This window comes from Fulvivirga sedimenti (assembly GCF_020328055.1).
In genome coordinates this window covers 652,536-667,652 of the sequence record NZ_JAIXNE010000002.1, presented here as the reverse complement: position 1 = coordinate 667,652, position 15,117 = coordinate 652,536, and the positions used below count along the sequence as shown (strand labels likewise).

General features: G+C 43.5%; 15 protein-coding genes. All 15 read right to left on the bottom strand.

Features of this window, described 5'->3' with window-relative positions:
• Positions 1 to 31: 31 nt before the first annotated feature.
• Complete coding sequence (locus LDX50_RS09290) at positions 32 to 907, bottom strand: ATP-grasp domain-containing protein (RefSeq protein WP_225698167.1); 876 nt, start codon at positions 905 to 907, stop codon at positions 32 to 34.
• A 43-nt stretch (positions 908 to 950) separates the two neighbouring features.
• Entirely contained in the window at positions 951 to 1,703 is a 753-nt protein-coding gene (locus tag LDX50_RS09285) for a DUF6090 family protein (protein WP_225698166.1), read from the bottom strand.
• Complete coding sequence (locus LDX50_RS09280; RefSeq protein ID WP_225698165.1) at positions 1,700 to 2,497, bottom strand: DUF6090 family protein; 798 nt, start codon at positions 2,495 to 2,497, stop codon at positions 1,700 to 1,702. The genes LDX50_RS09285 and LDX50_RS09280 overlap by 4 nt, the downstream gene beginning before the upstream one ends.
• A gap of 17 nt (positions 2,498 to 2,514) precedes the next feature.
• A complete protein-coding gene (locus LDX50_RS09275; protein ID WP_225698164.1) occupies positions 2,515 to 4,047 on the bottom strand; it encodes an amidohydrolase family protein in 1,533 nt (510 codons plus the stop codon).
• Positions 4,048 to 4,085: 38 nt separating this feature from the next.
• Positions 4,086 to 5,363 (bottom strand): neutral/alkaline non-lysosomal ceramidase N-terminal domain-containing protein, encoded by a 1,278-nt coding sequence (locus LDX50_RS09270; RefSeq protein ID WP_225698163.1) that lies wholly within the window; start codon positions 5,361 to 5,363, stop codon positions 4,086 to 4,088.
• Between the two features lie 86 nt (positions 5,364 to 5,449).
• The gene (locus LDX50_RS09265) at positions 5,450 to 6,421 is read right to left on the bottom strand and encodes a zinc-binding alcohol dehydrogenase family protein (protein ID WP_225698162.1); all 972 of its coding nucleotides are present in this window, start codon (positions 6,419 to 6,421) and stop codon (positions 5,450 to 5,452) included.
• A gap of 30 nt (positions 6,422 to 6,451) precedes the next feature.
• Positions 6,452 to 8,392 (bottom strand): S41 family peptidase, encoded by a 1,941-nt coding sequence (locus tag LDX50_RS09260; protein ID WP_225698161.1) that lies wholly within the window; start codon positions 8,390 to 8,392, stop codon positions 6,452 to 6,454.
• A gap of 90 nt (positions 8,393 to 8,482) precedes the next feature.
• Positions 8,483 to 8,869 carry a nuclear transport factor 2 family protein gene (locus LDX50_RS09255; protein ID WP_225698160.1) on the bottom strand — a complete coding sequence of 129 codons (387 nt, stop codon included), beginning with the start codon at positions 8,867 to 8,869 and terminating at the stop codon, positions 8,483 to 8,485.
• A 5-nt stretch (positions 8,870 to 8,874) separates the two neighbouring features.
• Positions 8,875 to 9,693, bottom strand: coding sequence for a DUF6090 family protein (locus LDX50_RS09250; RefSeq protein WP_225698159.1), 819 nt, complete (start codon positions 9,691 to 9,693; stop codon positions 8,875 to 8,877).
• Positions 9,686 to 10,474 carry a DUF6090 family protein gene (locus LDX50_RS09245; protein ID WP_225698158.1) on the bottom strand — a complete coding sequence of 263 codons (789 nt, stop codon included), beginning with the start codon at positions 10,472 to 10,474 and terminating at the stop codon, positions 9,686 to 9,688. Before LDX50_RS09245 ends, LDX50_RS09250 begins: the two co-directional genes overlap by 8 nt.
• Positions 10,471 to 10,665 (bottom strand): hypothetical protein, encoded by a 195-nt coding sequence (locus tag LDX50_RS09240; protein ID WP_225698157.1) that lies wholly within the window; start codon positions 10,663 to 10,665, stop codon positions 10,471 to 10,473. The genes LDX50_RS09245 and LDX50_RS09240 overlap by 4 nt, the downstream gene beginning before the upstream one ends.
• Before the next feature lie 3 nt (positions 10,666 to 10,668).
• Positions 10,669 to 11,493, bottom strand: coding sequence for an alpha/beta hydrolase (locus LDX50_RS09235; RefSeq protein WP_225698156.1), 825 nt, complete (start codon positions 11,491 to 11,493; stop codon positions 10,669 to 10,671).
• 5 nt (positions 11,494 to 11,498) lie between these two features.
• Positions 11,499 to 12,773: a phosphatidylserine decarboxylase gene (locus LDX50_RS09230; protein ID WP_225698155.1), complete on the bottom strand. Its 1,275-nt coding sequence runs from the start codon at positions 12,771 to 12,773 to the stop codon at positions 11,499 to 11,501.
• Positions 12,774 to 12,865: 92 nt separating this feature from the next.
• On the bottom strand, positions 12,866 to 13,201 hold the full coding sequence (locus LDX50_RS09225) for a MoaF-related domain-containing protein (RefSeq protein WP_225698154.1): 336 nt from the start codon (positions 13,199 to 13,201) through the stop codon (positions 12,866 to 12,868).
• A gap of 237 nt (positions 13,202 to 13,438) precedes the next feature.
• Entirely contained in the window at positions 13,439 to 15,073 is a 1,635-nt protein-coding gene (locus LDX50_RS09220; RefSeq protein WP_225698153.1) for a glycoside hydrolase family 43 protein, read from the bottom strand.
• Between the last annotated feature and the right edge of the window lie 44 nt (positions 15,074 to 15,117).

The window sequence follows — 15,117 nt, the reverse complement described above, 5'->3', positions numbered from 1 at the left end:
CTTCACAAGGTGAAATTTCATCGGGAAAATGTCATGCCTGAACCCTTTTCAATTGGTCATCGATGCAGGCGGCGAAACGTGTGGCCGATTTTGGATCAAACCTGAAATAGAGGCATGGTTCGATCAATTCCAGTTCCATCAATGCAAAATCATTCCGGGCTGTGCGAACGAGGTCGACACGGGCGTACATGGGTACAGCCGGAAGCGCCTTCATAGCTTTCCCGGCTGCCTCAAGAAGCCTCGGTTCCGGGTGTATGATGGGAATCACGTCTCCGCCGTGCTCTTCCTGGACGCGAAAATCTCCATTACCAACCGTCTTCAGGATTACGTGGCTCAGTTCACCATTGAAATACATCAGTGAAAACTCGCCCTCTTCCACAATATACTTCATGAACGGTTGAAGAATGCATTCCCTGTCCTGGAACAGTTGAATGACCTTGTGAGAAACTTCAGTATTCTGCTTTGGGATCCGGAAGGTGTCATCTGCATTGGCGCCAATGATGGGCTTGATGATCAACTCACTGGTTTTGAAGGTTTTATAAGCCTTTTCAATGTCTGAATGATTCGGCCCTGTTTTTCGAATGGACGGGACAAGCTGTATGCCTTTTTGTTCCAGCTCAAAGAGATAGTTCTTATTGATGTTCCAGCGGACAATACTTATATCATTGAGCAATAAAGCAGAAGATTTCTCGATTTGTTCGAGTACATCCAGGAATTGTTCCAGGTGATCCTGGTAATCCCAAGGACTGCGAATCACAACCACATGATAGGCATTCCAATCGGTGGGCTGGTTCCAGGGGATATTATCGACTTCCCATCCCAATTTTGTCAAGGGCTCATGAACAAGATCGTCATCGATAAACCAACCTTCAGTATTCGCGATCGAGAGAAAAGCACATTTTGGCATACAGGCTACTTGTTAGCGACAGAATTCAAATTGTTTGGGTTGTTTACTTTACCTGACTTAAATATAAATCAACATCATGAATTATTTCACGTGAATTGGATAAGGAATATTCGAGCTCCTCTTTGGTTTCTGTGAACAGGATGCGTTTGAAATTGCTGATGCCCTGGAAAGTGGCTGCGAGGTGACTGTAATCGATTTCCGACCAAACGAGGGAATCGATCAGAGGCCCCTGGTCGTGAATAGGTGTGGACCCAAAGGTATATGTATTTACGTAGGAGGTGATCTTTTCCTGATAGTCACGGGTAGTTTTTTCGACCCGGTCTTTCAGGGAAAATTTACGGTTGTAAAATGTCTTGATCTTCGATTTGAGCGAATCCGGCAACTCTTCGATCAAACTGGTCTGATTAAGGCTGTTGAAGGAATTTGTGTTGTAAATAATTTGGGCGCTCCAGTTAGGGTTGAATTCAAAGCGCATGATCCGGATTAAAGTATCTACTGTGGCAGCCGGCTGGGCGACCCGTGACCTCAGCGTTTCATTGAATTCATATTGTTGGGTTATAAAGGGCAAGCGATCGGTGATCAGCAAAGTATCCTGGATCAGATCGCCTTTCAAGGCAACCAGGAGGCTCTGAGTTTCCGATCTCGTTTTTCTCTGTTCATTCAAGGTGTTGATTTGAAGTGCAATGAGTATGCCGATTACTACCAGGATAATTTCCCCAATGGCATATTTGAAATAGCTGACAGTTTTACTTTCACTCAGCATTTTTAGCCTGATTTTTCGGAAGAAATTAATCATTCGGATTTATTTATTTCGGCATCGATCATATTGATAATTTCCTGTGCTGTTTCAATGAGTTCCCTGGATTGTAGCAATGAAACGGATATCGTGAGCTCCCTGGTAGTAAGAGAACTTTCAAAGTCGGGGTCTTTTAATAAACCAGCGTAATCGCTTTCAAACGGACTTGGTGACTGGCTTTGGAACAAAGCATATCCCCTGTAATCAATGCTCCGGTATACATCGTACAACGCAACATATTGCCGGACCACGGGAAGTACCATGTTATATAGGGCGTTACTCGAATATACTTCATCTTCGGTAATGTCTGCGACCTGTTGAGGCCAGAGGACCAGCGCATTCTTAATTGAATCGTTGCTTATAATATTTATTTTACCTGAATTGAATAGAATATTCAGTGTTTCCGACTGTCCATTGTATGTGGGGTTTATCAGAAGTCCGGCGATCAGGCTGTCTATGCGCTGTTTTGTATAGTTGATTTGTTCGTCCCGGATTAGTGTATACAGTGAAGATGTTTTTGAAATAATCTCCTCCCTGAAGGCATTATTCTCCTCAAATTCAATGATCGCGTTGATGAAATCCGTCCGTATATTACGCAGCGTAGAAATCTCTTCTGCCCGTTGTTTCTTTTGTTCGTTCCAGGTGTTGATCTGCAGGGCAATTAATATGCCTATCACGACCAAAATGATTTCCCCGATGGCATAAATCAAATACCTGCTGAATCTTCCCGAAGCGCTGGAAGGGCTGTTACGGTTAATCAGTTTAAGTCTTATTGTTCTGAAGAATTTGATCATATCACACGGTCAGCTATTTATTGTTTTTTGAATTTACCATAAATAGGCTGACCCGGGTAAACATTTTTAACGGTTTTCCCTTCATTCACCACAAGAACCCCGTTCACCAGCACGTAGTGAATTCCCTCCGAAAACTTTAAACCTTCATCAAAGGTTGCGCGATCGATCACTTTATCCGGATCAAAAACAGTGATATCGGCATCGGCTCCTACCTGGATTCTTCCTTTGAACCGCATCATGGGAGATATCGTTTCGAGTCTTCTGGCGGGTAAGAGTGTCATTTTTTCTATAGCCGTGGGCAGGCTGATTACTTTCTCTTCCCTAACATATTTACCCAGGACCCTGGAAAACGTACCTGCAGTACGCGGATGGGCAAGTTTTGCGTAAAACATACCATCGGAAGATATAATCACCTTATCTGCGGCAATACCTGTGCGAATCCAATCCGGCTTCATCATATGAACTATCACTATACCACCCTCTTTTCGCTTCTCGATAAAAGTCTTCTCCGTTAATCGTTCACCTGTTGCAACCCATTGTAGATCGTTGTAGGAAATACCGAGCCGCTCCTGCCATCCGTCGTCAAACAGTGCGGTTTCAATCCCCGTTGATGCAGCGGTGTAGGGATATAATTCCGTAGTGATATCAAAGCCCCGCTGCTGTGCTGCTTGTAACATTTCCAGTGCCAGGCCAATTTCACTGCGGGCCATGCTATTCACATGAACGATATGCAGAGGAGCACCGGTTATGACCGCATCTGAAATGGATTGTTGTATGGCCATCGTTCCGCCTTCCCGTACATGGGTGAAAATCGGCACCTGCATTTCTCCCGCGAGCTGATATATTCGGTAGATCTCTTCCCGACTGGACCCGGTTACATATGCAGGTACCAATCCAATGCCAACACCGCCTTCCCGAAGGGACTCCTTCACATGTTCGAGCATACCCGGAAGTTGATCGGCTGATAGTTCTGTATATAATGCCGGCTTTACCTCGTCGAGGATAATATCCACGCCCTTATATTGGCCACCTGATATCCGTTTTTCAATTTCTTCAACGCCTGATTTCATTTCGGGATTGTCCAGACTTCGGCAAAAAGCCCAGTTGACACTTGCTCCGTAGTTGATCAGCGCATTTGAAGCCCTTGATTCATACCAAGCCCTGAGCATCGGTACACCCCATTCCAGCTCCAGCGCTGAAGTTACCCCGTCTCTTACCTGATATTCCTGTTCCACATTGGTAACGCCATGTACATGCAGGTCGATAAAACCGGGAGAAACCACCAATCCGGAAACATCAATTGTTTGTTTGCCTGACAAACTTCCGGATGAAATTTCCATGATTCTGCCATCACTGATTCCCACATTCCGGATGTCGTCCATTTTGGTTTCAGGATCAATCACACGGCCGCCTTTAAGGACTATGTCATATTGGATTTCAGATTGAGCATTAACGACAGATGTGCCCAAAGCCGAAATAGCCAGGACAACTAATAGTGAAAAGAATATATGATGATTGGAATTCTTCAGGAGGATTAAATATTCAGTCATTTTGTTATTCAATAAATAGTTAGCAGTGGTTGGGATAATCATTCCGGGTTTGTCAATGATTCGATTACCTGCAAAATGATTTCGCCGGCATTTTTGTCGACCGACATTCCGGTCAGGTATTCTGAATGGGGGATTTCATTTTCCGCGTCGAAGAAATCAGGTGTTACAATGTATCCCAAACCATCCATACCCAATCCCAGGACGAATTTTGGCCCGGTGGTATTCATCAATTTTTTTGATTCCAGTGAATAAACCGGGGATGTTTCACCCGGGTGGGTAATAAACTCAGCATCCCCGACCCTGAACCAGGCAATTTCGGTTTCAACACTATCGGTGATAGCACGATCAATAACTCCCATTGATGCGAGTTGCCTGAATCCTTCATTCGAAACCGGCAATGAAAACACACTTCGATTGAATTGAATATCGGTTGATACCGTTGCTTTTGAATTTTTGAGGGAGGAGAGTACCGCATCGGCCAGTTCGCGACCTCTTTTAAATGCATTCGGAAAGCTTTTTTCTTCATACTCGGGTTGAACCCATCCTCCGATGGAACCTTGCAAATACTGGTTTGTTCCGCCTAATTCCTGGTCCATCGCCTCATAAAAACCTCCAATAAAGTCGGATGATACCTCATCATTGGTTCCGTCCATAAAGGTTGGATGACAAGCAAAATTTGTGAGTGTGGCGATCGAGTTGCCGTTTAAATCGGTGAATTGCAACACGCCAAGTGATCGGTCAAGTTCTTCCGGTTTCGATATATTATAGACCCAATCTTCTCCGTAGGTAGTTTCTGCATAGTGCAACTCAGCAGGCTGCTTCTGTTCAAATGCTTCGATAATTTTGGCTGCGGCTATCTGTACAAGTCTTTGCATATATTCCGTATTCACACCAGAACTCTGCTGATTTTGCCCCCACAGACCGACCACATCCGGACCGCTATGGGTGTGGGTAGATGAAGATACAATATGTGACGGATCCAACAATTCAGGGGAGATCTGCCGGGCTACGGCTTCACGGATTTCAAGAAGTGTTGGGTAAAGCAACCCAATGCAATCGACCGTTATTATGGCCACGGTGTGTTGAGAATCAGAAACAACGACGGCCTTTACAAAAAGCGGGTCATGAACACCTGAAAATTTACGGTTATTTCTATCACCTGCGATGAAATCGCCTGGTGCGGGGTTTATAATTCCAAAGGCTGCACCTACCGATAATGAGTTTTCCGAAGGTTTATCCGAAGCACATGAAGAGATCAGCATCTGACTGCTTAAAAATATGATTCTGATGAAAAGGCTTTTGAATTGATATATCATATTTCACAGGGTGGGTCGGCACAAAATTTCCGATAATATACATGAATTAATGGATAATTCCGGCTGTAAAAGGAGGGTGAAAGGAGTTATTTCAACTCAACCACAATCTTACCTTTCGCCTTATTTTCCTCCATATACCTGTGGGCCTCAGGAACCTGTTCGAGTGTGAATACCTTGTCAATATTTAATTTTACCGAACCCTTTTCCACTTCATCGATGAATTCCTGAAGCAATCCTTTCGGGAGATTGGATGATTCACCCATGTATACGGTAAGTTTCCCCAATGAGGGGATATCACCCATTGGCGTGAATTCTTTCATAGTCCATTCGTTCCCGAGGATCCCGGTCATGCATACCATACCACCCGTCTTGATGCACTTTAACGAGTCTTTCAATGTGCGTGTGCCTATTAATTCAAGGACTTTATTGACTCCTTCAGGATATATTGTTTTTACTTTTGAGGAAATCTCGCCATCATCAATTACCACATGATCTGCGCCATTGTCTTTGAGTGCTTGTACTTTTTCATCAGTACGCGTTGTGGATAAGACGGTCAGCCCTTTTGTTTTTGCCAGCTGACAGGCAAGCATTCCGATTGATGAGGTTCCTCCCCGAATGAGAAGGGTTTCTCCCTCCGAAATTTCCAGTGCCTGATTCAGAGAGCCCGATACTGTCTGGAACATTTCCGGAATAGCTCCCAAGATATGCCAAGGTAACCTGCTTTCAAAAGGCAATACGATTTCAAGCGGCACGAGGGTAAATTCGGCATAGCCACCATCATAAAACCTGCCCATACCACCCATTAAAGCGGCCACCTTTTGCCCTTTAGCAAAAGTATTCGAGGGATCTTCTTCAATATAACCTACGCACTCTATACCCTGAATTCTCGGGAATTCAACACCCGGTGAATCTCCTCTTCTTGTAAAAAGCTCCGACCTGTTTAGTCCGAATGCTTTAACCCTGATCAGCACCCAACCCGGTTTGACCTTTGGTTTCATTACTTCCCTCAGAAGGATCACTTCTGGGTTTCCGGGGGTTACTGTCACAGCTGCTTTCATAGAGGTGGGTTGTTCAGTGCAAATTATATACTACCGGCCGATAAATGCATTGTATTCATCATTCATAACTTTATCGGTGGTTATGACACGATAATATCGTTTTAACAATTTACCAATTACTGGGAAAAAGGAAGTAAACTGCTTCAGCGATTGACCTTCGTATTGATATAGTTCGAAATCTACGATGTATACCACCGGATCATCCGGGTAAAAGGACTTTGCCAGCTGATTCAATGCATAGGCATTATCAAAGCCCTGTTGATTATAAGTTGTATAAACCCTGGATTGAAAATAGGGGCGTTCAAGATAGTATGGTAGCCGGCCTTCCGTCTCCAGTTGCCTTATATTTTTTTCTGCCTCCTCATATTTTCCTTCTGAAATGAGCTTTTCGATACTCAGTGCATCGCCAGATCCAGTTAGCTTCAGGGATGAACCATGTAAATGTAAAATCAGCTCCTTCCCAAGGCTGTCCAGCATTTCCAGTCTAATGCCATACCTGAGGGTATAGTATGCCGTATCATTCTGGAAGAGAGGCGCTTCAGTTAAGCCATCTATGGTTACATACCAAACAGAATCACGAGGATGGATAGTAAGGTTTCTTAATTCTGAGAAGATATAATTGCCGCCTGCATTTTCTGGAAGACTGGCATAAATCGCATTGTCAGTGAGATGGATGTGACCGATGGAATCCAGGACCTCATCATGCAAATAGGCCTCACCTTCAAGATTTTGCGGGATTGGAATATCAGGAATTACAGCATCCCGGTGATCATTCAGATGTGAATGAAGTGAGTACAAACTGGGAACAATCATTTTGATTTTGGCATGTGGCAGCGTAAAAAATGTAGGGTCTGATGTCGTGTTCGGCGTATCCATCGTTTTCTCACCCACGAGAATGGTGTGGGTCATTCTCTCCATGTCACTCGCAAAACTCACAGCAGCTGAACCTGTACCCCGGTCGATAAGGGTATAAAGCTTACCATATTGATTAATGAGTGTGTCCGCAGCAATCCGGTTCAGGAAGGAGTTGTGATTCTGCGTGTCACCACCACCATTGCCCCGTACGTCGATCACTACCTTTTCTGGTCTGGTATTATGTATTTTTTCAAATACCTCATTCCAGAATGCTTCAATGTCACCCTGGGCGATACACGCTGAATACCGAAGGTAGAAAATATTATCATCCTCTATAGTCGTATACCAGTAGTTCTTTTCAGGATTCCTTTGGTACAAAGGGATTTCATCAGTATCCCATTTATCATTCATTCTTACATAGTCTGTCAGCCCGGCGATTTCATTTTCCGATAAAGGTTGAAAGGTAAGGGTAGACAGTCTGCCGTCCTGAAGGATTTCCAGTTCAACCTCATTTTTATCCGGAATTATACCTTCATGGTACAAGACTTCGGACGAAGAAATGATACTGCCAATGAAATAGGCAGCTCCCGCTTCGTTAGGTGAATTACAGTAGGATGACAGTTTTTTGAAGACTTCCTGACTATCCATGTTCCCGATTCTTACCACCCTGGCGCCTAATGTTCGCGGATCAACCTGACCCCCCATCAGATAGAAGTTCCCTTCCGACCAGGTTAGTGAGAATGGGAATCGCGGTCCGACAAGGGACGTTTTATTCATTATGTTCGTGTGAGGATCTCTGAAAGAGGCAACGGTCTTGATTACGGCGATGTTGAATTCTTCCTGGCTTTGAAGCGGTTCCTTTGCTGCTGCTTGCCGCAAAGCCTCTATTTGCTCATCAAAGGACTGCCTTCCGGGAAGTACATTATATCCCGAGAATTCATTTTTGAAAATATATTCCAGCCGGTCGATGTCCTCGAGTCGTTTTTCATTTTCCGTAAGAAATGATGCCTGAATTTTTTCGTAAAGCTTATTCAAACCGAGCGGCACCAAAATAAGGAACACAAGGAATATTAACGACAGTATCGTCCACTTCAAACCTTTGAGTACCTTTTTCATGGTTGTTATTTTGAGTATTAATTAAATAGGAATCACAAATAGTGAAAATCAGACCGACTAATCAAATTCTCTGTTGTGGGAGCAGGTTTTTCAATACATGGTATTGGGATTGGCCGATTCTTTAGGTACCTGCTGGATAGCATCCCAATGTTCACAAATCTTGCCATGATGGTCAAATCTGAAGAAATCCATGGTGACATATTCGTCATTCCCGGGCCATATCTGGTGCGTATGAAGGGCGACCAGGTCACCTTCAGCGATGCAGCGTACAAACCGAATGGTTTTTTCAGGATATTCATGTTGCATCCGTTTGAAATAATCGATGAATCCTTCAGTGCCGTCGACTACAGCCGGATTATGCTGAATGTATTCGATACCGACATACTTGCGGACGGCCGTTTCAGGGTCTCCTTCAAATGCTGTCCTGTAAAAGTCGATAGCGTTCTGTTTATTTTGCTCCTGATTCGCTGTGCTCATGTTATTTATTTCTGATCAATATTTTCTATTTCCATATTTATGATTTCAATCAATTGCTCTGCCCACAAACGTTTATTATCAAGAAAATTAATGCCAATTTTTAGCCGGATAGAGAAAGAGTTGATATAATTTTCAACTTCCATATCCCGGCGGAAAGCCTCGGCGGAAAACTGAAATCTGTTATCATTCTCATATCCCGGAAGTAAATAGGATCCGTCCAGACCATCCAGGGCGTAAGTGTTTTTGTTAAAAATCCTATACCTTTTCATCAAAACCGATTCTGAAAAACTATTGGTAAATCTTTTGGTCTCTGTCACATGCTGATCTAGGGTAATGTCGGAATAGTATTTTGAAATAAGATCGACCAAACTGTCATTGCGGATGAAATTGATATGCCCGTTGTTCTTAGCTGTTTCAAACGCTGTACTATTTAAGCTGGGTAAAATGAAATACACCAATCGCGTTACATCGTTATCGAATTGCGATGCATCTGTTACCGGGATTTCGGGATTGATGATATAGGCAAGCAACCGGTCACAGGTTTCTTTCTGCGTTGTTTTAAAGGAACTAACACGCTGTAATTCCCGGATATCATCGTTCAGGTCTCTTCTTAGGTTGATCAAGGTTGCTTTTTCCAGCTTTTTGTTATCCGATGCGATCTTCCAGCCATTAATTTGAATTGCAATGAGAATTCCGATAACCACAAGAATGATTTCTCCAATGGCATATAGCAGATATTTAGTAATCCGGGAAGAAGTATTGGGCGAACCCCCGGGACCCGGGGAAAGTAGTCGCAGACGGATTTTTTTAAAAAACTTAATCATTGGCTACAGCGCATTTCGTGTTTAAAATCTCAATGAGTACGGCATTTTCATTTTTCATAAGATGATATAGTTCCTTTTGCCGGGTATTGGTGGCAAAATAATACAGTGCATCAATGTATAGTGCTCTTTTTATTTCATCCGATATGGCCCCCTGGTTATCAATCGGGAGGGACTCCAGCACATCTTTGTCCAGATTATCTAAAAATCTGTCGGTTGTTAAATTTGATTCAAGCCAGCCATTCTCGAAATTGTTTTTCTGATCATAATAGAGATCAACCGCCTTTTGTCCGTTCACCTGTACAATACTAAAGTAGCTTTCAATCTTGTTGAAATAATGATTCAGCGCCTTTATGATACTTTTGTCGCCAATGATATTCAGGTTGGCTCCTGACTTCAGATCTTCAAATGCCGAGTTGTTTGGCCGGAAATCAACGTATATTGCACTGATGGAGCGATTGATCTGAATTCCGATCTCCGCTTTTCTGGTAGTCTCTTTCTGAAGTAATCTTAGTGCTTCATTTGCGGTTATTATTCTGGCCTCTGAAAGAGAAATATATTCAATAAGCTGCTCCTTATCCTGCAAGGCGTCCTCAAGAAGCCTGCAATAATACTCTTGTTCCAGTCTTGACTGTTTTTTTGCGTCGTTCCAGGTATTGATCTGCAAGGCAATCAATATTCCTATAACCACAAGGAGAATTTCACCAAGTGCATACAGCAGGTATTTGCTGAGCCTGTTTTGGGCAAGAAGCTTCTGTCTGATTTTTCGAAAAAAACTGATCATTTCTCTTTTTCTCTAGGTTTATAAAGCCTGTATAATCCTGCTGCGGTCAGAATTCCGGCAAATGAGGTTAGCACATACCAGATATAAACCAACTCCTTATCCAAATCCGGATTCATCAGGTTGACTATTCCACTAATCAGGACCAATGCAGGTCCGATCCACTGATATTTGGGTGATTCAAGGAACTTCATTTCTTAATTTTCTTCTTCTAATCCTTTCTTAAAAAGCTTTTCAAATGCGTCATACACGGCAAGGTGAAGTGCATCACCATGGTTCTGATTTTCGAAGTATCTGAAATGCACATCGAATTGATTTTGGTGTTGCTGCAGCTTCTCATGTAATTCTACGGCTACCCGTTCCATTACCTCACCCTCTTTTCCAACCCCTACGTAGACTTTCACAGGGGAGGTAAGCGGAGCTATGTTCCGGGAAAGCAGACGCTCGTCATCCCACCATAAACTCGGACTGATGATAATATAATTATCGAACATTCCGGGGTGCTTAAATAGAATCTCCGTTGCGAGTAAGCCGCCCAGTGACTGTCCGATGAGTGTTTTTTGATCATTTAGCCGATAATTTTTTGCAATAATTTCCTGAAGTTCCTTTTCCAGGAAGTTTATAAAATTCTGAGAGCCTCCCGAGGTTGGAAATTCCTGTCTATCATCTTCCGACATACTAGGATACGTAAAGTCTCGTTTTCGGTCGGTGTTTGCGATACCGACTACAATGGATTCGGGAATGATGTTGATCCATGAAAACGAACAGAACTGGACCAGTCCGGCAATGTGAATGAAGTCTTCATCTTTCGAGCCGTCCAACAGATAAATCACCGGATATGTATGCAAAGTATCGTCATGATAACTGGCTGGAAGGTATAGATTGATAGTCCGGTTTTCCCCTAATGCCTCGGATACGATTTGCAGTGTTTCGCCAATCGTGAACTCCCCACTGTCAATAATTTGGGCAATGCCGGCGTGAAAGGTAAGGAATGCGAAAAGGGTTAATTTGAATTTAGTCACCCGGATCAATTTAATGACACGGTACCAAGTCGCTCACCCATCAGAATATGCTCGTAAGCACTGCCATCAGAATTTCTCGGGCTGTCAATAGAGAAGTTTACCCCATCCTGGAATATCATGATAAAATCAGATCCGCCAAACGCGAAGTTGCCAAGCATGTCGCCTTTCTTTACCTGAACCCCGGGTTTAAGGTTATTTTCAAAATTCACCGAGCCGACAGCCACCATGCCAATTGGCATTAATGCCACCAATCCGTATTCTTCAGTTTCCAGAATTACACAGCCCCTGGTTTCTATAGTTTGCCATCCTGTCTTGGCCGAAGGGTCGAAGGCGTAACGGCCGTTTTCCGCATCCCACCAAAGCTCTCCGCCGGTAGGATTTATGCCCTGGATGATTCTTACTTCCTTCACAGTTCCGCTCATGGGGAAGTGATAGCGGTGGTAATCGTTCACATTTAAGAAAGAATGCGTAAAGGTTCCATTGGCAAAAGCATCCTTATATTCACTGTCATCGCCAATCAGGTTGGAAATTGATCGGAGCGATGCAGATTTTACAACAACATCATCAGCAATGAGCAGTGAATTGCTGTCTATCGCCCACACCCCCTGGGGTTCAGAATCCGCGAATGATGCCACAACGGAGTTATTATCCGGGGAGGCAATGGGCCGCATTTCAGGAGACTTGAGATAACGAGCAAAAAATTCGTTGAATGTCTTCCAATTTGACGGGTCTTCATACCAGCCATTTTGTAGTCCGAAATTCGGGTCATTCAAAGCGGCCTGGTAATACTCTTCATTCCAGGAATCTTCTGTATCAAGATAAGACCCCCAAGATTTACTGAATGTGATTAGCCAGGAGGCAAAGGGCTCTGCATATTGCAGTGAGTTGTTAACAAGGTCTTTTCCTTCCAGTTCCGGCAACGGCTGATCAATCAGAAAGTAAAAGCAGGTAAGGCTTTGAAAAATATGATCAAATATCTCGGGATATTCTTCTTTCTCCATAAGCGCCCAGGGCATTGCGGTCTCACAGTGTGAAACAAATGAATAGTATTCTTCCAGGCTTTGCGCAGGATTTGTATTTGGGTCTGGGTTGATCTTCCGTGCCTGTTCGAGAGAGGAGATAAGCATTGATTTTAATTCCGGGCTGCTTTCAACAAGAGAGATGAGCTCCTTGGTTGCAGGGGCGTATTCAATTTTCTTCTCTGTGGAATTACAGCCAGAGATAAGGATTAAAGAAAGGATAATTACATTAAGAGGTGACAGGGAGTAACGTTGGTTCATTCTTGTGGTTGATTAGGTCAGTCACAAGATAGTAAAATCCCACATTAAATAATTTACAGGATATACTCTTTCAAAAAACGAATGGTTTTTTATTAGAAGCCGGAGCTTTCAATTTTAGCCTCATGAAAGAGGATCGCTTCATCGTCTTTGGTAGCATTCAGCAGGCCCGAAGAATGAACTTTTTGATCATTCAGGTTGATCAGAAGGGTCACAAATGAGGCATCGTTCTTTTCATACCAATTAATAAACCAGATACCGGGTACGATCAGCTTTGCGTTATAATCAATGCCGGTCCGTCCCATACCTGCGAAAGGACCGGCAATCCATTCAAAGCTTACGAGTCCGTCTTTGAATGAGACCCGAACGGTTCCGAGGTCATCGTAGGTGTATGTGATGGTTTTACCATCCAGTGGATTAGTCTGATTCATTGTGGTGAGATTGCTTGGTACAATCCAATCTAGTGAAATTATCATTCACAATCTACCTTTTCAATTAGTACCGGAACGGGATAATTATCGCAATTCTACCCGAAAGTTAATTCATATGTAGGATTATGTTTGTCAATCCCGCTGCCCAGACCAGGAAACCAACGGCGATTTGCCATTTCAGTTTTTTGTGAAACCAGGTGATCGCATAGTTGCGTTTTATCAGTTTAAGAACAGGTATCACCGTGTTGTTATTGGCCGCGCTTCGACCCTGAACCAGTCAACATCAACATATCCCCCCAACTCCTCAGTAGCGTAGTTGAATAGACAAAACTTGTTTCCGGTAAAAACAGTCAGTTTGAATTGCATTTGCATGACATCACCAAGGGTTGTAAACGTTTTATTATCAAGGCTGTAGGAAAATGTTACTGTGCCGGTACCGTCAACTGTTTCACCACCGTAATACATGGCAGCTCCTGAACCATGAAAGGGATCAGCGCGAAGATAGATGGATGATGTATTCACTTTCACAGAATCAATGATTGCCCCGTTATTCACCATGATTACATAATATTCGCCATTAATTTTTTCAACACCAATAAATCCATAGGGATCCTGGAAAATCGCAAGACCCGCAATATCACCGTCCTTCATGTGATCAAGGTCTATTTTCGTAGTTCCGACCGTCAGAAGAGAATCAGAATAATACGTGAAGAATCTCTGTGTGAGCGTATTTCTGGCCTTTGGCAAACTGTCCGTTATGGTAGCGGTCTTTAACCTTAAATAGCCAGGGTGTTCTGTTAATGACCATTTTGAAGGTTCAGGATTATGGTTCCATCCCCATTGCATACCTAAATTCTTTTCAGTGAATTCATCGGATGTGGGTAAAGATTTAACCGGGTATGATTTACCTACACCGGGCTTCTTATGGGTAACAACCGCCTTTCCATTCGATCCTGCTATCGGCCAGTCATTTTCCCATGTAACAGGTTGTAAGGAAGGGAACCGGCCAAAAGGACCACTGTCAACCATTAACACGGTCCACCACTCGCCTGTATTCGTATGTATAAGCGCACCCTGGTGTATTCCATAGTTAGGCCCGTCGGTGGTATCATTCAGAACCATATGCTGTTCATAAGGCCCATAAATATTCTCAGACCGCAGCGCTACCTGAAATCCGTCAAGACCCCCGTAAGTGCTGTATAAATAATAGTAATTATTGATCCTGTACAGGTGAGCCCCCTCAAGTCCTGGGCGGATATCGCCGGTATACACGAGGACATCCTTGCCAATGGCATTAAAATTCAGATCAAGTTCTGTGATGTATATTTTATTATAACCGTGTGCTACGTAAATTTTACCATCCGTGTCAAACAACAATCCCGGATCGTGAAATCCCCGGGGAAGATGTGTAATTGTCCAGGGACCTTCGGCTTTTTCCGCAGTGCATAGGAAACCGCCTTCATCAAGTGTATTGTATAACAAGTAGAACTTGCTCTGGTGATATTTGATGCTGCTGGCCCACTGACCGTGACTATACCTGTTGCAGCCGTCCAGGTTGTAGCACGGACCTTCATCCATTCGGGGGACCACATTTGCGCAATATTCCCAGTTTACCAGATCCTTTGACTTCAGGATTGTTACACCCGGGAAAATAAACATGGTAGTTGACAGGAAGTAATAGGTTTCACCAACCCGGATGACATCCGGATCCGGGAAATCTGAGGCAATTACAGGATTGGTAAAGGTTCCGTCACCATTATCGCTGTGGGTTTTTTGGGCATGGCAGGGCAGCAATGCACTGAGCAGGACAAGTATTGGGAATGAAACTTTCATATATGAACAGATCAGGTTACGGCTTCTTAAAAGTTTCATGTTTTCAAACAAGGATAAATGGCTGCACAGCTGGTAGTTTTTTA

Excerpts from the sequence above, each read along its gene's own strand:
- LDX50_RS09290 (WP_225698167.1), bottom strand. The coding sequence starts at position 907 with ATGCCAAAATGTGCTTTTCTCTCGATCGCGAATACTGAAGGTTGGTTT.
- LDX50_RS09285 (WP_225698166.1), bottom strand. The coding sequence starts at position 1,703 with ATGATTAATTTCTTCCGAAAAATCAGGCTAAAAATGCTGAGTGAAAGT.
- LDX50_RS09280 (WP_225698165.1), bottom strand. The coding sequence starts at position 2,497 with ATGATCAAATTCTTCAGAACAATAAGACTTAAACTGATTAACCGTAAC.
- LDX50_RS09275 (WP_225698164.1), bottom strand. The coding sequence starts at position 4,047 with ATGACTGAATATTTAATCCTCCTGAAGAATTCCAATCATCATATATTC.
- LDX50_RS09270 (WP_225698163.1), bottom strand. The coding sequence starts at position 5,363 with ATGATATATCAATTCAAAAGCCTTTTCATCAGAATCATATTTTTAAGC.
- LDX50_RS09265 (WP_225698162.1), bottom strand. The coding sequence starts at position 6,421 with ATGAAAGCAGCTGTGACAGTAACCCCCGGAAACCCAGAAGTGATCCTT.
- LDX50_RS09260 (WP_225698161.1), bottom strand. The coding sequence starts at position 8,392 with ATGAAAAAGGTACTCAAAGGTTTGAAGTGGACGATACTGTCGTTAATA.
- LDX50_RS09255 (WP_225698160.1), bottom strand. The coding sequence starts at position 8,869 with ATGAGCACAGCGAATCAGGAGCAAAATAAACAGAACGCTATCGACTTT.
- LDX50_RS09250 (WP_225698159.1), bottom strand. The coding sequence starts at position 9,693 with ATGATTAAGTTTTTTAAAAAAATCCGTCTGCGACTACTTTCCCCGGGT.
- LDX50_RS09245 (WP_225698158.1), bottom strand. The coding sequence starts at position 10,474 with ATGATCAGTTTTTTTCGAAAAATCAGACAGAAGCTTCTTGCCCAAAAC.
- LDX50_RS09240 (WP_225698157.1), bottom strand. The coding sequence starts at position 10,665 with ATGAAGTTCCTTGAATCACCCAAATATCAGTGGATCGGACCTGCATTG.
- LDX50_RS09230 (WP_225698155.1), bottom strand. The coding sequence starts at position 12,773 with ATGAACCAACGTTACTCCCTGTCACCTCTTAATGTAATTATCCTTTCT.
- LDX50_RS09225 (WP_225698154.1), bottom strand. The coding sequence starts at position 13,201 with ATGAATCAGACTAATCCACTGGATGGTAAAACCATCACATACACCTAC.
- LDX50_RS09220 (WP_225698153.1), bottom strand. The coding sequence starts at position 15,073 with ATGAAACTTTTAAGAAGCCGTAACCTGATCTGTTCATATATGAAAGTT.